Raw genomic sequence first — 21,546 nt, 5'->3', positions numbered from 1 at the left:
ATTTTAATTATCAATTTTCTAGTTAAATCTTACACCATTCTTAAATTCCATTTTTGGAAAACTACTACCAGCGATCTTATCTTCAGGTATAGCTTTTTCAATTCTTTCAATATCATCGGCACTTAATTGAACATCTACTGATTTTAGTGAATCTCTAAGAGTAGTTCGTCTTGATGCACCAACTAAAGTAATGATGTCATCCCCTTTTGATGAAAGCCATGCAAGAGCTAGTTGTGGAATTGTTATATTTTTCTCATCAGCTATTTTACGCAATTCTTCAACAAGTACAAGATTTTTATCTATATTCCCTTCAGCAAACATTGGAATATATGATTTTGTATTTTCTTTTGAAAAAGTACCACTGAGCAATCCGTGAGCTAGCGCTCCAAATGCAACTACTCCAACGCCAAGCTCTCGTGCTGTTGGTAAAATTTCTTTTTCCATACTCCTATTGAATAAAGAATACTCTGTCTCGATAAAGCTTATTGGATGAACAGAATTAGCTTTTCTTAACGTATCAGCATCAACTTGTGTAATCCCAACATGTTTTACATATCCTTCTTTAACCAAGTCAGAAATTGCACCGATCGTTTCTTCAACCGGAATTCCTAAATCAATTCGGGCTGGTTGGTAAAGATCGATATAATCTAAATTTAATCTTTTAAGTGTATAAGTAAGATAATTTTTTATTGATAACGGTCTAACATCTAAGCCATAAAATGAGCCATTAGGTGCAGCTAATACTCCAAACTTAACTGATATAAAAGCTTGCTCTCTTTTTTGACCTTTTAGTGCTTCACCAATCACCATTTCACTCTTTCCAAAGCCATAAAAGTCTGCAGTATTTAAATGATTGATTCTAGAATCAAGTGCTTCATGGATTGTAGCGATATTTTCAGACTTATTAGCGTCATTTATCATCCCACCACAACCTAATCCAATTTTATAAAGTTCTGAGTTATTACTTTTATTGATCATCTTAAGTTTCTCCTCTTCTTCATTATTGTTTGAGATTGCTACTTTTCAATCCCTAAATCTGTTCGTACTATCAAATATCTTTTTTAAAGATCTCATCGTAATAAGCAACTCTTCTTCTGTTAATTCTTCTGTAAATAAATTCACCATTTCTTGAATCTTTTCATGAATCTCGGGCATAATGTCTTTAGCTTTTTCAGTTAAATATAATCGATAAGCCCTACTATTTTTTTCGTGTTGCTCTTTATTTACATAGCCTAGATCGATTAGTTTTTTAATCGTTCTTGCAGACATAGCCTTATCATGACCGATTTCTTCGCTTAGTTTATTTTGGCTAATTCCTTCATTTTTTTCTAAAGTAATTAAATATAAAAATGAGCCACTACTAAGTTCATACTTTTTTATAACTTTGTCTAAATAAATTTGAGTATTTCTAAAAATCTTGCTGTTGAGCATAATGAAATGCATGGTTTCTTTTTCTATTCTAATCACCATCTTTATTATTGTTGACTAATCAACACTTATTGTATTCTTTTACTGTTGATTAGTCAACAGTTAGTGTAGAAACAGATTTTCATATACTAAAAACCCTCGAACTAGTAAAAGCTGCAGGGTTTTCTCATTACATCTATTCTTATGATAAATTTCCAATAAGCCACATCGTTTGATTTTTTCTAGCTTTAAAATTACAATGATAGCCTTTTACTTCTAAGTACGATGGAACATTTATTTGCCACTCTCTTTGTAAGTAATTCGGGTCGACAATTGGGATCATTTCTTTTTTGAATCTACCATTATGATAAAGTCCTCGATAGAAATCATCTAATCCTGCTTTTGTATAACCAATCGATACCACAATATACTCCATATGAGGAAGAAAGAAGAAACACATAATTCGGTATTCACTTTCTTTTATCGTTTTCAGATTATGTAAATTACTAACAAAATTAATAATCTCTTGTAAAAAATCTCTTTTTTTACGTCTTGGAATTAATTCAAACTCACCAATCAATTCGAACATACGAAAATGAAAAGCATCGTATCCCTTATACGTACTACTTGTTGAACGAGGAGTTGGTAGTTCTTTAGAAAGTTCATTTATTTCCCTTTTAAGGTTACGAATTCGTCTTCGTTCTCCTCTTAATTTCTTTTGTCTTGTCATAAATAAATACCTCTTTATTTCATCATTTTAATGCTTCATTGTACTCCTTACTTTTCCCCTTTCTTTTAAGTATCATCAAAGCTAATAATTAACTCTTGCTTTAGTTGAAGTATAGAATGAAGTAATAAATAAAATAGAAAAAACGATAGAATCATCTATCGCTCCTTTTAGCTATTTTTGATCTTCACTTTCATTTAAACGGTTTAATTTCTTTTGATTCTCTTTGATCCAAAAACTAATAATAACAACCGTAACATACATAAATGCAGTCATGTACATCAAATGAACTTCTTCTAATTGTTTTAATAAAGTAGTTAATACACCTGCAGCAATTGTTATTTGTAGCAACACAAAATGAAATCTCATATTTCCCATTCCTTTTTACTTACTTTTCTTATTAAAAAATATGTTTTAAAGTTTCAACAAACGTCTTTTTTTCCATTGTTCACAATATTGTAACATATTAAAGCAAAAATCATAACGATTTTAAAATACCGATATTTCCCAAATAATTTATTATCAATTTTTTGCTAATGTAGTTGTTGTATGTACGATCGTTTACACTAAAAAAAGGATAGAAATAGTAGAATTTACTTCTACATTTCTATCCTTTTTTATAAAAATTAAAATAATAATATGATTGCTTAAATGTTGAATTATTTATGTTATTTCAATGAAATAACGATGTTTTCTCTTTTTAACTTATGCTACTTTTTTTTCTACTCTATGATTTTGCTTTATTTCACCTAATTTGGGAACAAATTTAGTAATAAAATAATCTAAACCAAATCGACCTGCATTTGAGCCTGCTACAATAATGAATATACTTAATAAAACTAATTGTGGGTTAATGCTTGTTGTTCCACTAAACATGAATGCAAAGTTCATCATAAGCGCAAAGAATGTTGCTGTTTTTGTAAAGCAACCAATGATTAAACCAAGACCAATAGCAAATTCTCCGACTGGTACTAAGAAATTAAACAAGTCAACATGCGGGATAGCGAAATTTGTTAAAAAATCTGCCCACCAGCCTTGAACAGCTGGGTGCTCGCCCGTTGCACTTTTTACGGCGAAAGCAAGGAAACCTGACGCATCGAATCCTCCACTTGATAATTTGCCCCAACCTGCAGTGATAAACTCGTATCCGACATACAGACGAAGAATGGTTAATACACCTGCAGCTATTTTATTGTTACGTAGGAAATTAATAAACATATAAACTCCTCCTGTTGATTTAATTAAATTTATGTGTGCTATGTTTACAGATTGATTATACAATACACCTTGTGAAGTTTTTCACATTATTAGTGAACAATTTGTGTCTTCACATAGCAAACAAATGGAAAACGCGTCAAAAACTCAACGCCTGTATAGAACTAGCAAAATTTGCCCCAAACTATCAATACTTGCTCATAAAAATCAAATCAATTAATGGGGTATTGTGTTGGAAAGATTTTTTCAATTTCATTCAAAATTAGGTCCGTTTCACCTTTTTTCATTAAATCACCTATTAACAATCGGAATCATATTGATACTCAGTATTCTTCTATTTGTCTTTAGAAAACAGATTCAAGAATCAGAGAAAAAACGCTTTTTTCGTTTCTCTTTAGCAATTCTCTTATTGGCTTCTGAGATTTTTTATCATATATGGCTTGTGTATGAGAATGCTTGGTCGCTTAAAACGGGTTTACCACTTGAACTTAGTGATATTACTGTCATTCTGGGAATTATAATGCTTCTGACAAATAGCTATAAAGTATTTCAATTCATGTATTTTGCTGGTTTAGCCAGTTCCATTCAAGCCATCTTGACACCTGATCTTGGGCATTATTCGTTTCCACATTTTCGATATTTCGAGTTTTTTGTTTCGCACGGAGGAGTGGTGCTTGCCTGCTTGATTATGGTAGTGGCCAGCAAATATAGACCGACCATAAAATCCATGTGGGTGACCGTTCTCATTGTTAACCTTTATGCAGCTTGCGTATTTTTCGTTAATAAGTTGTTGAAAGCTAACTTTATGTATCTCATGAAAAAGCCCGAAAATGCTTCTCTATTAAATTATCTAGGACCTTGGCCATGGTATCTTCTCTCGGCAGAATTAGTGATGATTGTGAGCTTTTACATATTGTATAGTCCGTTTTGGTTAAAAAGGAAAATCGAAAGAGATCAATAATTTATGTGTTAGTGGTAACAAAGATAACTACAGATATGGCTATGTTATTAGATTAATATTTGGAGTTAGTCATATCTGCACGTCAATGGGTTCATTAACTAATGTTCCCCAAAATATTTTAGGTCAAAGCCTAAGAACTATTGCATTCGTTTTGTAAAGTTGTATTTTAAATACTCTGACTTTCAACTTTAAGAATTTCACATCTCAAACAAAATGAAAAATATAAAATTAACTCTCCAAAAAACAAATCAATGTTTTTTTCCTTAAGATATTCAATAAAATTTTCTCCACTTATTAAAGCTATAAATGGCATATCTCCATGGCAGCTACAGCATTTGTTATTTAATTCATCTTGTGCTAAGACTGGTTTCCCTAATACACGCCCTATATATTCAACACCAAAATCTGAAAAAATATCATCATATGTCTCTTCAGAAGTAGGATAATCCTTCTCTTTAAATTCGTTTAATGTGAATTGTAAGGTTGGTATTGGAACAGCAATTCTTTGTTCCACATCTATTTGCTCTTTATGCTCTTGTTTCTGTTGAATAATTGAAGCACTCTTAGACATAAAATCAATTTTAAAATATTGATCATCCCACTGCATTGAACAATTTAAACAAGAAAATAAGGGCAATTCTTCTCTTCTATTTCCTTGAAACATATTTAATCTATTATCATTCAAGTCAAGACTAATAAGTTGATGCATCGACTGTTTACAAATCGGACATTCTGGAAGATTCCAATTTTCTCCACCTAGCACGTGATGATGTTTATCACTCTTATTATTAAATATAATTTTATAACCAACTGTATCCTTATACGATTTATCGTAAAATATATTTTCCAAAATAATCCCTCCCCCAATAATATTTAAGGTTTGCCTTCCTTAAATTTTAGCAGTTTTGGATATACATTAGTTAAAACTGTAAATCATTTAACATTAAGAACTTCTATCCTGTAACGCTCCCTCTCAATCGGGCTTAATATTATCGCAGCAGATGGACGTGTAACTGAAGGTAATAGCAACTGGTCATTATCATCTTCATCATACATAACATTCCAAGGTAGAATTCCAAAATATGCTTCAGCAAGATCCTCAAGCACATCACTTGTATGACTAATTGAACCGATTCTTGATTCCCCTATATGTCTCCTGTCAACCTCACTCTTATCTATCATTACATTTTTATTTCCAATTACTTTCCAACTGTAATTATCTAAAGAACATGATGTCACTGATAAAACTGAAATATAATTATAATTTTCAATCTCAACAAATTCAGGAATTTCCCTAAAATTAATATCAAACAACCCACAAACTGGCTCTGAATAGGAAAGCCATACTACCTGCCCTAAAGCATAGGAATCATTGCTAAGTGAAATAAGAAATAGATCTCCTATTGACCATTTTTGTTTCTTCGGTCTCTTATGTGAAATTAGTTGTTGCTCTACTTTCCTTATTTCCTCTTTTGACAACTCAAAATTAATGATTTTGTTCATTAAAACAACGATTTCTAACATTGCCAAAGCATTTGAAGTCCTGATCACAACTTCACCGGATTCTCTATCAAACTCAATTTTCTTATAATCCTTTATTTCCATATTTTCACGAAGAATTTTACGAAAGTATTTAACGGCTTCATAATTTGTTTCCATTTTGAAAAAATCCGCTATATCTTCTGCAATGTAAAAATATGAAATTGAAGGATTTGGTATAAATACTTCTATTTTCCCAATAAATAGTGAAGAATGACTTTTATTCATATATACCTGCCTTTCTTAATTTGAATCGCATTTGCGACTCTTGTACTTTTTCAATTAATCTAATGTAAACTATATTATCATTTCATCTGCCAAAATAAAAAAGCCACAATAAAGTAGCTTTTGAGATTCAACATGTATGTATATTTAGAAGAAAAGTTTTGTTTATTTTATTTACAAAACATCAAAATTTTTACTAATTGTAATAAAATTACTCAATTCGTTCATCAGTTTCTCAAAATCTTTCAATAGTAAATTACTAATGTAAATTTCAATTTCTTTTCCAGAATGAGTTACTAAGATGAATTTATTATTAATAATAAATGCTTTTTCTATTTCTTCAACTTTTACTACCTTTCTAGAACTAAATATACCTTGATGATGGATAGTAAGTATATTATTCTCTAACCTCAAATAATCAATAGAATTAAGTTTAATAAAAAATAAAGTTTTTGGAATAAAAAGCAAACTAAAGATTATGAACGGTAATAAAGGTATTAAAAATAAAAAGTATGTATGACTGAATACATCCCAAAATGAAAATACAAAATATAGTATGAGTAAAAAAGATATAAAAATACTCAGTAAAATACTATATCCAACTATCTTTGCTTTGGGATGTGCTTTGTATTTTAGTTTCAAAATCCTTCCCTCTTTCTCTGATTTCTAAATCCTAAATTGAAATAGATTAGTAGTATATTCGTTAGATTCTTAATAAAATCCTTTTGGCTAAACTTCCATTTACTTCCAAAAAACGAGCATGAAGTAAAAAAAGCTAATCCTTTGACTTACTAGGAATGGCTTTTGTATGTTAGTTATCTCACTTAATTTAATAAATTTTTGTACCCATCCAAGAATACATGACCTGCAAAGTAAAGGAATATGATTGCTGCAATAAAAGAAAAAATATTAAGTATTTTTGGACCTACTAGATGTTCAGCTTTCTTAACAACGATTGGTCATAAAAGTGACCATAATAGATTAAATAAAAGGAATCCACTTGCATACATAAAATTGAGGTTGGAAATAGTAACTTTATACTTTTTAATAACAGGAGGATATAGATGAATTTACAATCTGGATCCTATTATTGGCCAACTACTTTTCCTGATGCTCCAACATATCCAACATTGGAAGAAGACCTATCATGTGATGTATTAATCATTGGGGGTGGAAGCTCAGGGGCACAATGTGCATATTATCTTTCCGATACTAATTTAGATGTGGCTGTAATTGAAAAATCAACCATTGGCAGCGGCAGTACTAGTACGAATACGGCCCTCCTTCAATATTCCGGTGAAAAAATGTTTACAGATATGATTAACACCTTTGGAAAAGGTTACATCGAAAGGCATTTACTACTACTGAAAGAAGCCATAAATGAAATTGAAGCAGCCTCAAAGAAAGTCATCATTAATTGTGAATTCAACAGAAGAGATACTCTCTATTCCGCAAGCTGTGTAGATGATGTTGAAAGTCTAAAAAATGAATATGAATTCTTAAAACAGCAAAACTGTGAACTTACTTTTTTAACAAAGGAAGATATTGAAGCAAAATATCCTTTTAGCAGGGATGCCGCTATTTATTCCTACAATGATGCAGAAATTAATCCTTTCAGATACACCCATGCACTTTTGGATTACGCCGCAAGCAAAGGAATCCGTATATTTGAACATACTGAAATGAATGGTCACCATTATGATAAAGAACAAGATAAGATGATTGCTTCTACAAAGAATGGTCATTCTATCAAAGCACGATATATTATTTTTGCAGCAGGTTATGAAGGAATAGAGATTAAAAAGGAGAAAAAAGCTTCCTTTGTAAGTACATATACGGTAACAACCCATCCAGTCAAAGATCTTTCCGATTGGTATAACAGAACCCTCATTTGGGAAACCGCTCGTCCTTATTTATTTATGCGTACAACTAGCGATAACCGGATTATCATTGGCGGACTTGATGATAATACTTCTTATTCTGAGGATCGTGATAGTAAACTGATTCACAAAAAGAAGAAACTGATTGAAGAGTTTAATAAAATGTTTCCAACTATTCAAGTACAGCCAGAATATTACTTAGCTGCATTTTATGGAGGAACAATCGATGGCATTCCAATTATCGGAAAATATGAAGCATTTCCAAATAGTTATTTCCTATTTGCCTTTGGAGATAACGGGACTGTTTACAGCCAGCTACTGTCGAAGCTTATTGCAAAGGAAATTGTTGAAGGTAACTGTCCAGATTTAGCTCTTTACTTGCAAGAACGACCTTTGCTAAACAATGGATTTTTTAATTCTTCCAATTGATTCTATTTAACATAGAGACTTAATGTTGATAATTACATAAAAATAGAGGAAACTCCATTTGAGGGTTTCCTTGATTATTGTAATATTATTTCATATTTATTTCAGCTGAACCTGTGTAGTATTTGGTGCGTTTTATCTTTTTCAGCGGAAACTGTGAAGTATTTGGTTCATTTTACTTATTACAGTGTAATCTATATAGTTTTTGGTTCGTTTTTCCTATTGCGGCAGAATCTGTATAGTGGGTCGGAGAAAAATGAGTAAAATTGTTTTTAATAGTTTTCAGTTAGAACAACTTGAAGTAAATAATAACTGAGTAAGCCAGTAAGGGTCTTTATGTTGGCTTAATTGAACATAGGATCTATTAAGTGCGGAGTTAGTTAAGGAAATGAAGGACTATTTAGGTTCTTTTTAACTATAGTTGTAGCTTAAAAATCTAAACGAAAAACGTCAGATTCAAAAAATCCGACGTTTTCTATTTTGCTTTATTGAATGTTTAACTCCTTCAAAATATTCTCTAAAGTTTTACCTTTAATTTTCTTTTTACCTTTTGGAACATCTTGGACATCAGGGTTTGGAGTTAAATAATTCTTTTGAACATAGCTCATATCTTTAGCGTCAACAATACCATCGAAATTGATATCTGCAGCTCGCTTGTTAGTGCCCCAGTATGTTTTAATATAATCGGCATCTAATACATCAATTACATCATCGTTATTTACGTCTCCGCCCATAACTGGTGCGTATAAAATATAAGATAAGCGACCAACAGTATCTCCATTCGTACTATCATATAAATCATTAACTGTCACATGACGGTCGAAATGTCCTGGAGTTTTAATTGTTAAATCGTAATTCTCATTTGTAGCTGGAAGATTTTTAACAAAGTAACGTGCACTACTGTTAAATTCTCCTGTATAAGTCTTACCATTTTTTGAAACTAATTTTAAACTCATACCGGCTTTCGAAAAGTCTTTCTTGTAATCTAGCCATATACCATTTTGATCTAAAAATCCATCGGCAAGAATACCACCTTCAAGTTGAGAGTATGTTGGAACAATGTTTATTCCTTGACCAAAAGCTTGAATTGTCGCAGGTGCTTGATTCAAAGAAAATGCGGTAGCTTTTGTAATATCAATCGTTTGAATCCATTTTATATAGGTACTTGGCGTTTCCTTCACTTTAAAAGTTAGATCGATTAATGGCATAGCAGCTTGAATCGGTTGGATTGATTCACCTGTTAATTGCGTATTAAGGGTTATTTTACTTGCAGTTTGTTCAGCTATGTTAAGATCTGCCTTTAAACCATGTGACTTAGCATAAGCAATAAAATCCTTATTTAAGGATACATTTGCAATGTCGTATGTTGTAGAAGGGAATGTTAATGTAAATTCTCCACCTGTTAAATTAGTAATATTGTGTGCACTAAGTGATAGAGTGACATTTTCACCATATTTTACATCAGTTTTGTTAGCAACTAGTTTCGCATATGGAAGTCCTTTTTTAACAAGCGTGTATGAGAAATCAGGGTGATCTTGCATACCGTTTTGTGCATAGTCTTTGGCATCAAGTGTAATTTTTGTCACATCTTTACCGTCTAGAAGACCTGTCTTAAATTCGAAGTCACCGTTTTTCTCAATTTTTAAAGGAGTTGTAGAGAACTTTGTTTTATTCACTAAATTAATCATATTAGAAGACTGGTCCCAATTAAAACCGTTCTGATTCATTATAGCTACTTGTTGATCATAAATATTTCCTTTTACTGTCATACCATCTTCATTTACTTCGTATACTCCACCTGGTTGTTGCATTTTTACAATTGGATTTGAATTTTCAATATAAAATGTATCGGACTTTTTAAATCTTTTACCTTCTTTGTTTGTTGCGATTAGTTCTAATTCATACTTTCCTGGAGGTGCAAGCTTCTTGGCATAAGCAATTGGATGCTCCTTATTTCCTGTAAAAGGAAAATACAATCCATTAAATGGGAATTCAGTTTCAAAAAGTATGTCTTCTGTAAACAGCCCTTCGTATGCATCAGCCAGGCCAAGCGCTTGTCCGGTTGTAGCATCTTTTAACACAAAATCGACCGTTTCCATTGAACTATTAAGTGCAAATTCAATACCAGTACCAAATGGGAAACTATTATTTAAATCACGTCTCGTTGTGAATGCGTCTTCATAGGCGTTGATTTTATTAATGCCTTCTTGTAAATGCTTGAAGCCAAATGGCAATTGATAAACTTCATCAGGATTACTATTGTTTGTAATATAAATATAACCTTCGTAATTACCAAATTCAGCTGTAGTAGGAATGTGAATCGTTGGTTTAATTTTTATTGTTTTGTTTGCATTAAGTGTAAGAGTATCAGGTACATCTAACGTAATTTTGTTAGCAAAAGCATCTTTCGCTCCTTTTACGTTTTGATTAAACTTAACTTGAATATTATATGTTTTCTTTTTGTTACTAGTATTTGAAATAGAAACTACTCGAGAGTCTATTTTTTCTTTGTCCTCAGTAACTTGTGGTCCGAAGCTTAATGCTCCTGTAACGTCTGGTATTGTTATATCGTTACCATCTTTTGTACTAATCGTTTTATCTATTACTTTAATATGTAAGTCAGAGTGCACTGCTTCATATACATCAATTCTTCCTGCACCTACTTCAAAAACACTGTAATCTTTTTGTAGCTTATCGGCTGTATTCATTAAAGCGGCTTTTACATCTTCAGGTTTGTATTCTGGATGTTTTTGTAAAAGAAGGGCAGCAGCTCCAGCAACGTGTGGACTAGCCATAGATGTTCCTGATGCACTCATATATGCATTTGTATAATCATTTAAGTGATTAGGTCCATTTTGATAAGCAGGTACACTTGAGAATACAGCAACTCCTGGTGCGGTCACTTCTGGTTTAATATCATAAAATCTGTTTGAAGGACCACGTGAACTGAAATCAGCTAATGTATCTCCACTAGTTTTCATTTCACCTATAGAGTTTAATGTAAATGTCGCATTCCCTTGTTTTACTTGATCGACAACTTTTAATCCTTGTTCATTTGTAAGCGTAAATGAAGGGATAAAGTCAAAGTTGTTTCCAAGATAATGAGGAATTTGGCCTTCTGTTGGGTTATTATTATACATTAATACTGCTTTTGCTCCATGTTTCTTAGCAAGTATTACTTTTTCATTTAAAGAAAGTATGCCACGTTCAATCAGTGCGATTTTTCCATTAACATCCTTGCCGTTATAATCACTTTCACTGTTTCCTAACCCTACAAATACGATTGGGAGAGATTGGTTTTTTAATGTATTTATGTCGTCATCATAGCTTTTTGCTAAAAGTTTTAAATTTGATAATGAAAGATTTTCATTTGAACTAACCGTACCAGTAGCTGTAGGGATTGTCATTGAAAAATCACTCGCGCCAACTGTAATAGCCAGTGGAGAAGTTCCAGGTGATCCAAGGCTATATAGGTCATTTCCTGCGTTTCCAGCTGCAACTACTGCAGTCGTACCAGCCAATGAAGCATTATTAATTGCAATCGCATTTGGATCAAGAGGGTCATTATAATCATTTCCAAGTGATAGATTAATAACATCCATTCCGTCGGCAACTGCTTTGTCAATCCCTGCGATAATATTACTTGTGAAGCCTGAACCATATGGACCTAGCACTTTATAAGCATATAGTTCAACTCCGGGTGCAACTCCAGTAACTGCATAATCCGTTTTATTTTTACCTTGACCAGCAATCGTTCCGGATACATGAGTTCCGTGGGAAGTATAGTAAGTAGTACCACCTAATGGACTAATTTCAGGTTGCCCAGATTTTTTCCAATCGTCGTAAGTTGTTTCCATTGGATCGGAATCGTTATTTACGAAATCATATCCACCTTTATAAACATCTTTTAAATCAGGATGATTATAGTCAATTCCAGTATCGATTACAGCAACCTTCACACCTTTTCCAGTAACCCCTTCTTCATGAAGTTTTGTTGCACCGATCGTTTCAGTACTATCTACTGCAGGTGAATGACTAACTGACTCAGTTGCTTGAATCTCTAAGGGAGATGGATCTATTTTAATTACTTTATCCTCAAATATTGCTTTTACTTCATCCATCGCAAGAATAGTATGTACCTCATTAGCTGGTACTGTCATTGCAACACCGTTAAATGCTTGGCGGTATTCTTTACGTATTTGAATAGTTGAAATGGCCTTTTTGGCTTGACCAATTTTATTTTTAAAATTTTGATGAGATTTTTCCACTTTATTTTTTGCATCGTCTAAAGAGACTTCAATTCCGTTTTCTTCGTTGTTCTTAACTACTGTTTTAGCAGGATCTTGTGCAAATTGAACAATGATGTTTACAGGATTATTACCAGTCGTATCAAGCTTTGGTGATAAATATTTTTCTGAATCTGCCATTTCAATATTTTTATGTACGCGATTGCGATCCTCTTTTGATAAATCTTTTAAATATTGCTCAACATTTGATTCGCCACTATGAGAAGTAGAATCTACCGAAGCAAAAGTGTGACTAGAAAATAGCAAACTAGCTGCTATAAAACTAGTAGAAACAACTTTGAGTGGCTTTACTATATTACTTTCCAATTATAAAACACCCCTTCAAATTTATTGTTAGGAATTAACCTATATTCTGATTATTCACAAACTTCAATAAACAATCAATTGTGTTATTTATACACTATAAAATCAACGTTTTTCCCGATTGAAAATATAATTTTTTAAAATTAATAAGAAAATTGTTCTATAAAATCATTAAACATATAAAAGAAATATTTTTTTTGAATTTAAACATTTCTTAAGTTTTAAACGGAATAGGTAATTTTTACGTTAATTATTGGCTTATATGAAAAAGGTAATAAATAGATTAATTTATCTACTTATAACAAGTTTTAAAATAGTAATAAACAAATAAATAATAGGTGCTTGATATGCAATTGGGGTATCCAGAGAGAAGTAAGTAATCAAGTGAAGTCTAGAGAATTTGAGGTTAGCGAAACCCAAAAATGAAAATGGCTTTAATCGTATATTTTTCTCTTTATTTCACGCAAAAAAGACCACAAAATTGTGATCTTTACTTTTTCTTATTGACCTAACGCACTATCGTTAGTTGAATTACCTTTTCTCACTATCTTACCTTCATTACATCGGTAATAGCCGTTCCAACTTATGTATTTTTTCTAGTTTACATAAACACCGTTATCGGCAATAAAAAAGGACTTTCAACAGGAAAGATCCTTTTTTTGCTGCTTCTTCAACTAACGCACCCTAAATGAGAAATTAGGTTTTTTCATTAATAGAAAAAGTCTTATAAGTATTTATCACTAATCACTTTCATATGGTGTAACTCGTGCCCAGCAATGCCATATGCAATGATACCTATCGAAACTGGCCTGTTCATTACAGTTCCATTACGATCCCAAGCTGCATCATCAATGGTTGAAATAAGGCTTAACGTGTTGGAGCGTACCGTGTCTAAACCAGCAAGTAGCTGCTCCCAGGATAATTTGTTGAAGTTTGCCGCAGAAACGTATTGATCCTGATCCATTGCTGGGAGTGGTGCACTTTCATTTCGTGCAATGGCAAGTATTCGATACGACATCACACGTTCCGAGTCGGTCATATGCCCAATCACTTCTTTTAAAGTCCATTTCCCTGGTGCGTACGCCTTCCTTGATGACTCCTCTGATACGCTACTTAAGAGGGTAATGGTCTCAGTTCGTTGCTTACTAAGTATTTCTTGAATATCTCCATCTGGCACAAGACTAACATACCTAGCATTCTCTGGATTTTCAATAAATAATGGTCGTGGACGCACAAGAATCCTCCTCATCGGAATAGTTAATTATGTTTCTAGGCTAATATTCGACTGTCAAGAGGATATATCCTTTATTTGATATTTAATTTCATTACCGCAAAATAAATGCAAATTAAACAACTTTATTATCTCTAAACAACTGATTTATACAGTTAACATAATACAGATAATAATGGATTAATTCACTTTTTATTCCACTAATCTGCCATTTACTTCAAAAAAAAAGCCACATATTTGCAGCTTATTCTTCAAACTATCCCATTCATTAGTTGTACAGGGATTTTAAAATTTTTAGTCTAATTTACCTTTGCATAAATGCAGGTATCAACTAATTTTTTACCGTCTGCTGAAAGATCTTCATTACGTAATATCCCTTCAAGCTCGAAACCTAGTTTTTCAGGGATTGATCGACTTTTAGTGTTATTAGATTCACATAGTATTGCAATCCTTCTAAATTTAAGTAGCTGAAAGCCAAGGTTTATTAACTCACTTACTGCTTCTGTCATATATCCATTGCCACTAAATTGCGTGTTAATCCAGTATCCAATTTCACATTTAGAAATCTTCCAATTAATTGCGTGAAGGCTAGCAGTTCCAATAAAATCATTAGTTTCCTTTCGATAGATAAGATAGCGAAAGCTTTCTCTTTTCAAAAAATCTATATGGGCATTTCTCAGAATAATTTCCGTTTCTTCAACAGTAGGAATAGACTGGTATAAAGTCAACCATTGGTTTAACTCACTAATTGAATCCGTAATAGCTTGGTTTACTACTTTTCCTTCGCCAGCTTGAAGTGGTGCTCGAAGAATTAGTCTGTCTGTTTCTATTTCTAACGGAACATCTAATAAAATAGGATTCATATAATTTCCCCTCTCTATCACTTAATATTATGACTTAATGATTGTTCAACGATCGCATTAGTTAGTTCTATTACTTCAACTCAAAAGATTCTTCATTTCCATCCCATTTAATCGTTACTTTAAAAACATCTGAATCCCTCGTAACTGAGCAACCCGAACAAGAGGTATTCATAGTAATGACAGTTTCATCATTTTCAGTTTCTTTTCGGTTACTGCTCCCAGTAGGGCCATCGACATTGATTTCTAAATTTTTTTTCTTTTGTTTACCATCTTTGAATTCAAATTCAAACTGACCATTTTCAGTAGTGCCATCGACATTTGTTGTATATTCGCCTTTCCAATGTTCGCTTTCACCTTTAAAATGAAGGGAATCATTTGAACAACCAACCAACATTAACAAAGTAACCAAAATCAGAAAGTAAATATTTCTCATAATGCCATCTCCTCTATTACCATAATATGTTAATTCTCGCCCTTAATGATATTTCCTTCTCCAGGAAGAAAGGAAGTATTCTTATGTAACTAAACTGCCAGTTAGGCTTAATAACTTCAACAAAAAAGCGTTAATTCTTCTTTGATTAACGCAACCCGTTTGTCATCTATAATGTTTTTTCCATTTTTATACTAGTTTCTACATAACCTAACTTTTCGTACAAGACTCGTGCTACTTTGTTGTGACCAAAGACGTGAAGCCGAATACTTTTCAATCCTATCTTTTTGGCTACGATTTCAATTTCTTTCATTGCTTGTTTGCCATAACCCTTACCTTGGTTTCCTTCCCAAATGTTAATATCATAAATAAACCCTTTTTCATTTATTCCTTGTGCAAGCCAAATCATACCAACTACTTGGTTTTTGTCACGAATTGTAAATAAGTGATGATTTACCGTATTCTCTCCTTCAGGTAATAATTTTTCGTGTTCTTGTCTTGATTTACTAATTGCCTCTTGTTGCTCCCAATTACCAGACTTAATTTGTTCGTCTGCAAAGTTTTTAATTGCATAACTGAGATATTGCTGGAATTCAACTGAATTCATTTTTTCTAATCTAACCGTCATTTTTCTTTCTCTCCTTATAAGCTTTAGCAAAGTCAATTAAAAATAGAGCCACAATCGTGACTCATGAACATAAACTAAAGAATAATTTGTTGAATCTATAATATTATTATTTTAATTTGTTGTGTAAAACTTTTTTCATTAACTCATTCGAAATAATTAAAGCTTCACTTTTGTTATTCGCTGGACCTGTAACCATCCATCCGTCTTTACCTGACCAACTTTTCCCATCGTGATTTTCTCGATATTCCCCAATCGTCACTTTCTTAAAATCATTGTTAGCAAAGAGAATACCATGGCTATCGATTTTTGGATGTCCATTTTTATAGTAACCATATTCAATTATCCCCATGCCATTTTGATCAAATGCTATTCCTAATTTACGATCTTTATTTGGATTAGGATAATTAGCACCTTTTACATCGATTAGCCCTACAAACTTTCTTTTTCCTAATAAAGATTGATGAAGTTTGCCCTTTATTTTTATCGTCACAGAATTTACTTGATCATGATCTGAACCTAATTGATATTCAACACCATTTATTGACTCATTTACATTCTTTGGAATGAAATAATAAACACCAAAACCCATAGCTACTAATAAGACAAGAAGTACGCAAGAAACAATGACCTTTTTCAAAAAAATCACCTACATTCGTTAACTTTCATGTGTTCCTACTTTTTAAACTGCTCTATATAGATTTTTGAAAGTAATTAATTTATATATTTCGATAAACATTAATTTATTCCTTTTTATTCCAATACAGTTTGGCAACAAAATATAGTCTGCCGAAACAGACCTAATTGCAGTTGAACTATTGGATGAAGAAGTTTTTAATACACTTTTGGATTAACTATTTATTATCCATATCTCGTTTTTTCTCCTATTTTAATATCATATTTAAATTTTAACTTTTATTAATGAACACCTTTTCATTTATCTCAAGAAAAAAACCAATTCGTTTTGAGACTATGTTACTAGCTTAGTAATACAAAAAGTAGCATATAATCAAAACGGCGACTCAGATAATACAAAAAAATAAAGGAGAAGGCTGTTTTTTCTTAAGAATATCACCTTGCATTTATAAACAATTCTTTTATTCGAATTTATAGATTCAATGAAAGAGGTGAGTGCAATAAAATCATTTTTAAAACTACTCTTAATATTAACTTTTGGCCTAGTTTTAGGCGGGTGTAGCCCTCTGGCAAATTACTACAATAATAAAGGCTATAAAGAAGAACAACAAGGGAAGTATGACGCGGCGATTTCTCATTTAAACAAGGCAATAAAAAATAATCCTAATATGTGGGAAGCTTATAATAATCGTGGGCTGTCGTATCATCACAAGAAAATGTACGATCAAGCCATTGCCGATTACAATAAGGCGATTGAATTGAATCCGAAAGAAGCTAAGCCTTATGGCAACCGCGGGCTTACCTTTTACGATCAGCAAATGTATGATCAGGCCATTGCCGATTATAACAAAGCCATTGATTTGAATTCAAAAGATTACATTTTATACTATAACCGGGGGCTTGCCTACTACCATAAGCAGATGTATGATCAGGCTATTTCTGATTATGACAAGGCCATTGATTTAAATCCGAAAGATTATTTATCATATAACAATCGCGGTTATACCTATTATGATAAGCAGATGTATGATCAAGCCATTTCTGACCTAAATGAGTCTATAAAATTAAAACCTGATTTTGCAACATCATATAGTAACCGTGGACTTGTCTATCTGGAAAAACAAATGTACGATGTGGCTATTTCCGATTTTGACAAAGCAATTGAGTTAGATCCGAAACATTATAAGGCCTATAACAACCGCGGGCTTGCCTATTACTATAAGCAGTTGTATGATCAGGCCATTGCCGATTTCAAAAAGACCATTGATTTGAATTCTAAATTTTACCTGGCTTATAACAACCTTGGGCTTGTCTATTACGATAAGCAAATGTATAAACAGGCCATTGCCGATTTCAATAAAGCTATTGATTTAAATCAAAAAGATTACCAGGTATATGACAACCGTGGGCTTACCTATTTTAATATGCGGATGTTCGACCAGGCCATTACTGATTTCAACAAGGCCATCGATTTGAATCAAAAAGATTACCTCGTATATAACGACCGAGGGCTTGCCTATCAAAGCAAGCAGTTGTATGATCAGGCCATATCTGATTACAACAAAGCCATTGATTTGAATTCAAAGGATTTCCAAGTATATGACAACCGTGGGTATGCCTATCTCAGTAAGCAGATGTACGACCAAGCCATTACCGATTTCAACAAGGCTATTGATTTGAATCCAAAAGATTACCTCGTATATGACGACCGCGGGCTTGCTTATTACTATAAGCAGATGTATGATCAGGCCATTGCCGATTTCAGCAAGTCAATTGAATTGAATCCTCACTTTAAACTTGCTTACAGTGACCGTGGAAATGCTTATCTGAAAAAAGGCATGAACAAAGAAGCGACACAGGATTTTAACAAGGCAAAGTAAACTTTGTTTATTCATTAAAAAGGAGTAGGAATTTACCTACTCCTTTTTGTTGTAATTTAAAACCAATAAAATTGTACAATTCTCCTGTTTTTCATTTTCCTTTCATTATTATGTGTGAATATAAAAATGTACTTTAATTCAAATAGAAAGGAAAATCATTTATGGAGACAAATCAAAAGAAAATAAATAGCCTGCTTAACAAGGTACCAGAAGTTACAATCTATTTCTGGATTATAAAAATTTTATGTACAACTGTTGGTGAAACATTTGCTGACTTCTTGAATTTTAACCTTGGTTTAGGATTAGGACTTACAACAGTCCTTATGGGTGTTGCATTTTTTATCTCTTTATTTTTTCAATTCAAAGCAAAGAAATATGTTCCAAGTATTTATTGGATCACCGTTGTACTAATAAGTGTATTCGGAACATTGGTAACCGATAATTTGACAGACGCTATTGGAGTACCTCTTGAAACAAGTACGATTGTATTCTCCGCGCTGCTAGCTTTAACGTTTCTTTTTTGGTTTCTTAGTGAAAAAACACTTTCTATCCATTCAATTTTCACAAGAAAAAGAGAAATATTCTATTGGTTAGCGATTCTTTTCACCTTTGCACTAGGTACTGCTGTTGGGGATTTATATTCTGAACAACTTGGACTTGGGTATTTTAAAACTGGTGTAACGGTTATTGTGATCATCCTTTGTGTATTCCTAGCGTGGAAGTTTTTAAAACTTGATGGAATGTTAGGCTTCTGGATTGCGTACATTCTTACACGTCCACTTGGGGCATCACTAGGAGATTATTTATCACAACCGAAAGTGAATGGTGGTTTAGGTTTAGGAACAACAAGTACAAGTATCATTTTTCTGGTCGCAATTTTAGCAATCATTGTTTTCCTTGCTGTTTCAAAAATTGATATTTCATTATATATTGAAAAAACAGATGAAAATAGAAATAAAAATAATATAATGAAACAAACAATTTTAGCACTGTGTATTTTCTTAGCAGTTGGTATTGGCGGTTATCTTAAATTATCATCAAATGCTGCTTCTACTCAAACAACATTATCTGGTCAATTAACAGAATTTGCAACAATAGAAAATAAAATGTTGTCAGATGTGAACTCAAAGAACTTTAATTTAACTAAAAAAGATGCTGACAGTTTGGAACATCAATGGGATACTTCAGAGGCTAAACTTAGAAAAATAGATAGTACTTCATGGACTAAAATTGATGGTACGATTGACGTTGTATTAGCTTCAGCTCGTACATCAAACCCAGATGCAAATAAGTGTAAATCGGCAATTAATGATTCTCTTAATGTAATAAACGCTGCAAATAAATAAAATACATTTAACATTAGTAAAGAAAAAGCATTTCATTATATGAGAAATGCTTTTTCTTTTTGTCTAGATTAAAGGGATATTTCAATAACAATAATAACATAATAAAAAACAATATAAATTTATTGTAAAACAATAAATAATATGTTAAATTCATATTGTCATTAAATAAGTGAGGTACTTAATATGAATGTTAAAAGAGGTTCAACCACTTTCTTAAAGCTAATAATTTTTCTCGCTGGAATTGCAGTGCTTGCTTTATGTATATTTTTGGTACCAAATATTGCGAATTTCTCTTCAAAATTGTATCCAAATATTGCCGCAATGAAATATCTTGTTTTCATCGTGATGTATGGAGCTGCTGTGCCTTTTTATATTGCCCTCTATCAGGCATTTAATCTTTTACGGTATATTGACAATAACACAGCATTCTCAGAATTATCCGTAAAGGCATTAATGAACATAAAATACTGTGCAATTGCAATCAGTAGTATATATGTATTAGGTATGCCACTCTTTCGTTTTATAGCGAAGAAAGTTGACCCTCCTGTTGGAATATTGGGGATGATCATCATTTTTGCTTCGTTGGTTATCGCCGTTTTTGCTGCTATCCTCCAACAGCTTCTACAAGAAGCGATTAACATAAAATCAGAAAATGATTTAACGGTCTGAGGTGGATGGTATGGCGATAATTATTAATATTGATGTGATGTTAGCAAAACGAAAAATGAGCGTAACGGAGCTTTCGGAGAAGGTTGGAATTACGATGGCAAACCTGTCCATTCTGAAAAATGGTAAAGCAAAAGCCGTTCGTTTTTCAACATTAGAAGCAATCTGTAAGACATTGGATTGTCAGCCAGGTGATATTTTGGAGTACAAAATCGACGAAGACACCCAATAAAAACAGACAGCAATTTTATTTAATTTACTGGAATGAATCGAGAATTTAAGGGATAGCTTAATTGCTATCCCTTCTTTACGTTTATTGATGTATTTTACTCTGATATTAGCGACAAAAAATTATCCTTTGGAACATTCATAGCTACTTTATATCTAATACTACTGCTATTTCTTTACCAAATCGATCGCCATGATCAATAAATCCTAAACTTGAATATAAATTATGTGCTCCTAAGTTTTCAGGGTGATATCCTACAACAATTCTTTTGGCATTTGGTAGTTTAATCATTTCATCGATCATTAACTGAGTTGCAATCTTACCAAGTCCTTTTTGTTGAAAATTCTTATCAACCATTATTCTATAGATCCAATAGCCATCTAGCTCTTCTTCAGTAGTATTAAACATTAAAAATCCAACCGCTTTACCTTCAAAATGTATAGCATATGGCTTTAGTGAAGATTCAAATTTCGATTGAGCAATCGAGATTGCATTCGGCTCGATGTGACTCTTTTGATCTTCAGATACCTCTAATAGACAGCATTCATACCAATTTTCTGCATTTAGTTCCACCAGTTCTACGTTTCTATTCTGCATATTTTCCCCTTTGTTAAATTATTTGAGCTAAATTACTCTATCCTAATTTTAAC

At 32.4% G+C, this 21,546-nt stretch carries 21 protein-coding genes; 6 read left to right on the top strand and 15 right to left on the bottom strand.

The features are described 5' to 3' along the window. Window positions 1–18: 18 nt before the first annotated feature. The 5 genes from ACFWM3_RS18610 to ACFWM3_RS18590 all read right to left on the bottom strand — a co-directional run bounded on the left by ACFWM3_RS18610 (window position 19) and on the right by ACFWM3_RS18590 (window position 3,352). Window positions 19–978 (bottom strand): aldo/keto reductase, encoded by a 960-nt coding sequence (locus ACFWM3_RS18610; RefSeq protein ID WP_390312424.1) that lies wholly within the window; start codon window positions 976–978, stop codon window positions 19–21. Window positions 979–1,023: 45 nt separating this feature from the next. Next, entirely contained in the window at window positions 1,024–1,443 is a 420-nt protein-coding gene (locus ACFWM3_RS18605) for a MarR family winged helix-turn-helix transcriptional regulator (protein ID WP_390312423.1), read from the bottom strand. Between the two features lie 166 nt (window positions 1,444–1,609). After that, window positions 1,610–2,137 carry a DUF3916 domain-containing protein gene (locus ACFWM3_RS18600; protein WP_390312422.1) on the bottom strand — a complete coding sequence of 176 codons (528 nt, stop codon included), beginning with the start codon at window positions 2,135–2,137 and terminating at the stop codon, window positions 1,610–1,612. Window positions 2,138–2,308: 171 nt separating this feature from the next. Then, a complete protein-coding gene (locus tag ACFWM3_RS18595) occupies window positions 2,309–2,503 on the bottom strand; it encodes a hypothetical protein (RefSeq protein ID WP_056475993.1) in 195 nt (64 codons plus the stop codon). A 336-nt stretch (window positions 2,504–2,839) separates the two neighbouring features. Continuing rightward, window positions 2,840–3,352: a DoxX family protein gene (locus ACFWM3_RS18590; protein ID WP_390312421.1), complete on the bottom strand. Its 513-nt coding sequence runs from the start codon at window positions 3,350–3,352 to the stop codon at window positions 2,840–2,842. Window positions 3,353–3,581: 229 nt separating this feature from the next. Between ACFWM3_RS18590 and ACFWM3_RS18585 the strand changes: the two genes are divergently transcribed. Further along, window positions 3,582–4,310: a YwaF family protein gene (locus ACFWM3_RS18585; RefSeq protein ID WP_390312420.1), complete on the top strand. Its 729-nt coding sequence runs from the start codon at window positions 3,582–3,584 to the stop codon at window positions 4,308–4,310. Between the two features lie 166 nt (window positions 4,311–4,476). Here the strand turns inward: ACFWM3_RS18585 and ACFWM3_RS18580 are convergent, their stop codons facing one another. The 3 genes from ACFWM3_RS18580 to ACFWM3_RS18570 all read right to left on the bottom strand — a co-directional run bounded on the left by ACFWM3_RS18580 (window position 4,477) and on the right by ACFWM3_RS18570 (window position 6,716). Next, a complete protein-coding gene (locus ACFWM3_RS18580) occupies window positions 4,477–5,160 on the bottom strand; it encodes a hypothetical protein (protein ID WP_390312419.1) in 684 nt (227 codons plus the stop codon). Between the two features lie 83 nt (window positions 5,161–5,243). After that, window positions 5,244–6,077 carry a hypothetical protein gene (locus tag ACFWM3_RS18575; RefSeq protein ID WP_390312418.1) on the bottom strand — a complete coding sequence of 278 codons (834 nt, stop codon included), beginning with the start codon at window positions 6,075–6,077 and terminating at the stop codon, window positions 5,244–5,246. A 171-nt stretch (window positions 6,078–6,248) separates the two neighbouring features. After that, window positions 6,249–6,716, bottom strand: coding sequence for a hypothetical protein (locus tag ACFWM3_RS18570; protein WP_390312417.1), 468 nt, complete (start codon window positions 6,714–6,716; stop codon window positions 6,249–6,251). A 422-nt stretch (window positions 6,717–7,138) separates the two neighbouring features. On the opposite strand from ACFWM3_RS18570, the gene ACFWM3_RS18565 reads away from it, so the two are divergent. Beyond that, the gene (locus ACFWM3_RS18565) at window positions 7,139–8,383 is read left to right on the top strand and encodes an NAD(P)/FAD-dependent oxidoreductase (RefSeq protein ID WP_390312416.1); all 1,245 of its coding nucleotides are present in this window, start codon (window positions 7,139–7,141) and stop codon (window positions 8,381–8,383) included. Window positions 8,384–8,865: 482 nt separating this feature from the next. Here the strand turns inward: ACFWM3_RS18565 and ACFWM3_RS18560 are convergent, their stop codons facing one another. From ACFWM3_RS18560 to ACFWM3_RS18535, 6 genes are all read right to left on the bottom strand, one after another. Beyond that, window positions 8,866–12,993, bottom strand: coding sequence for a S8 family serine peptidase (locus tag ACFWM3_RS18560; RefSeq protein WP_390312415.1), 4,128 nt, complete (start codon window positions 12,991–12,993; stop codon window positions 8,866–8,868). A gap of 721 nt (window positions 12,994–13,714) precedes the next feature. After that, window positions 13,715–14,224 (bottom strand): DinB family protein, encoded by a 510-nt coding sequence (locus ACFWM3_RS18555; RefSeq protein ID WP_390312414.1) that lies wholly within the window; start codon window positions 14,222–14,224, stop codon window positions 13,715–13,717. 296 nt (window positions 14,225–14,520) lie between these two features. After that, window positions 14,521–15,084: a GNAT family N-acetyltransferase gene (locus tag ACFWM3_RS18550; protein WP_056474284.1), complete on the bottom strand. Its 564-nt coding sequence runs from the start codon at window positions 15,082–15,084 to the stop codon at window positions 14,521–14,523. Between the two features lie 70 nt (window positions 15,085–15,154). Further along, window positions 15,155–15,517 carry a hypothetical protein gene (locus tag ACFWM3_RS18545; RefSeq protein WP_390312413.1) on the bottom strand — a complete coding sequence of 121 codons (363 nt, stop codon included), beginning with the start codon at window positions 15,515–15,517 and terminating at the stop codon, window positions 15,155–15,157. Between the two features lie 166 nt (window positions 15,518–15,683). Beyond that, window positions 15,684–16,142: a GNAT family N-acetyltransferase gene (locus tag ACFWM3_RS18540; protein ID WP_390312412.1), complete on the bottom strand. Its 459-nt coding sequence runs from the start codon at window positions 16,140–16,142 to the stop codon at window positions 15,684–15,686. Between the two features lie 106 nt (window positions 16,143–16,248). Continuing rightward, window positions 16,249–16,779 carry a hypothetical protein gene (locus ACFWM3_RS18535; RefSeq protein WP_390312411.1) on the bottom strand — a complete coding sequence of 177 codons (531 nt, stop codon included), beginning with the start codon at window positions 16,777–16,779 and terminating at the stop codon, window positions 16,249–16,251. Window positions 16,780–17,257: 478 nt separating this feature from the next. Between ACFWM3_RS18535 and ACFWM3_RS18530 the strand changes: the two genes are divergently transcribed. The 4 genes from ACFWM3_RS18530 to ACFWM3_RS18515 all read left to right on the top strand — a co-directional run bounded on the left by ACFWM3_RS18530 (window position 17,258) and on the right by ACFWM3_RS18515 (window position 20,899). Further along, a complete protein-coding gene (locus tag ACFWM3_RS18530) occupies window positions 17,258–18,655 on the top strand; it encodes a tetratricopeptide repeat protein (protein ID WP_390312410.1) in 1,398 nt (465 codons plus the stop codon). Window positions 18,656–18,816: 161 nt separating this feature from the next. Further along, window positions 18,817–20,001, top strand: a complete 1,185-nt coding sequence (locus ACFWM3_RS18525; RefSeq protein WP_390312409.1) for a COG4705 family protein — start codon at window positions 18,817–18,819, stop codon at window positions 19,999–20,001. 183 nt (window positions 20,002–20,184) lie between these two features. Next, on the top strand, window positions 20,185–20,670 hold the full coding sequence (locus tag ACFWM3_RS18520) for a DUF2975 domain-containing protein (protein WP_390312408.1): 486 nt from the start codon (window positions 20,185–20,187) through the stop codon (window positions 20,668–20,670). Between the two features lie 10 nt (window positions 20,671–20,680). Then, window positions 20,681–20,899: a helix-turn-helix domain-containing protein gene (locus ACFWM3_RS18515; protein WP_025568714.1), complete on the top strand. Its 219-nt coding sequence runs from the start codon at window positions 20,681–20,683 to the stop codon at window positions 20,897–20,899. Window positions 20,900–21,040: 141 nt separating this feature from the next. Here the strand turns inward: ACFWM3_RS18515 and ACFWM3_RS18510 are convergent, their stop codons facing one another. After that, window positions 21,041–21,493 (bottom strand): GNAT family N-acetyltransferase, encoded by a 453-nt coding sequence (locus ACFWM3_RS18510; protein ID WP_390312407.1) that lies wholly within the window; start codon window positions 21,491–21,493, stop codon window positions 21,041–21,043. Window positions 21,494–21,546: the final 53 nt, after the last annotated feature.

The sequence above is a fragment of the Gottfriedia sp. NPDC058432 genome (genome assembly GCF_042721555.1).
In the GTDB taxonomy this organism is placed as follows: Bacteria; Bacillota; Bacilli; order Bacillales; family Bacillaceae_G; genus Gottfriedia.
This window is presented reverse-complemented; position numbering and strand designations above follow the sequence as displayed.

Coding starts and splice junctions, on each gene's coding strand:
- ACFWM3_RS18540 (WP_390312412.1), bottom strand. CDS start 16,142: ATGACGGTTAGATTAGAAAAAATGAATTCAGTTGAATTCCAGCAATAT.
- ACFWM3_RS18590 (WP_390312421.1), bottom strand. CDS start 3,352: ATGTTTATTAATTTCCTACGTAACAATAAAATAGCTGCAGGTGTATTA.
- ACFWM3_RS18520 (WP_390312408.1), top strand. CDS start 20,185: ATGAATGTTAAAAGAGGTTCAACCACTTTCTTAAAGCTAATAATTTTT.
- ACFWM3_RS18595 (WP_056475993.1), bottom strand. CDS start 2,503: ATGAGATTTCATTTTGTGTTGCTACAAATAACAATTGCTGCAGGTGTA.
- ACFWM3_RS18545 (WP_390312413.1), bottom strand. CDS start 15,517: ATGAGAAATATTTACTTTCTGATTTTGGTTACTTTGTTAATGTTGGTT.
- ACFWM3_RS18530 (WP_390312410.1), top strand. CDS start 17,258: ATGAAAGAGGTGAGTGCAATAAAATCATTTTTAAAACTACTCTTAATA.
- ACFWM3_RS18575 (WP_390312418.1), bottom strand. CDS start 6,077: ATGAATAAAAGTCATTCTTCACTATTTATTGGGAAAATAGAAGTATTT.
- ACFWM3_RS18565 (WP_390312416.1), top strand. CDS start 7,139: ATGAATTTACAATCTGGATCCTATTATTGGCCAACTACTTTTCCTGAT.
- ACFWM3_RS18510 (WP_390312407.1), bottom strand. CDS start 21,493: ATGCAGAATAGAAACGTAGAACTGGTGGAACTAAATGCAGAAAATTGG.
- ACFWM3_RS18605 (WP_390312423.1), bottom strand. CDS start 1,443: ATGCATTTCATTATGCTCAACAGCAAGATTTTTAGAAATACTCAAATT.
- ACFWM3_RS18515 (WP_025568714.1), top strand. CDS start 20,681: ATGGCGATAATTATTAATATTGATGTGATGTTAGCAAAACGAAAAATG.
- ACFWM3_RS18525 (WP_390312409.1), top strand. CDS start 18,817: ATGGAGACAAATCAAAAGAAAATAAATAGCCTGCTTAACAAGGTACCA.
- ACFWM3_RS18600 (WP_390312422.1), bottom strand. CDS start 2,137: ATGACAAGACAAAAGAAATTAAGAGGAGAACGAAGACGAATTCGTAAC.
- ACFWM3_RS18550 (WP_056474284.1), bottom strand. CDS start 15,084: ATGAATCCTATTTTATTAGATGTTCCGTTAGAAATAGAAACAGACAGA.
- ACFWM3_RS18610 (WP_390312424.1), bottom strand. CDS start 978: ATGATCAATAAAAGTAATAACTCAGAACTTTATAAAATTGGATTAGGT.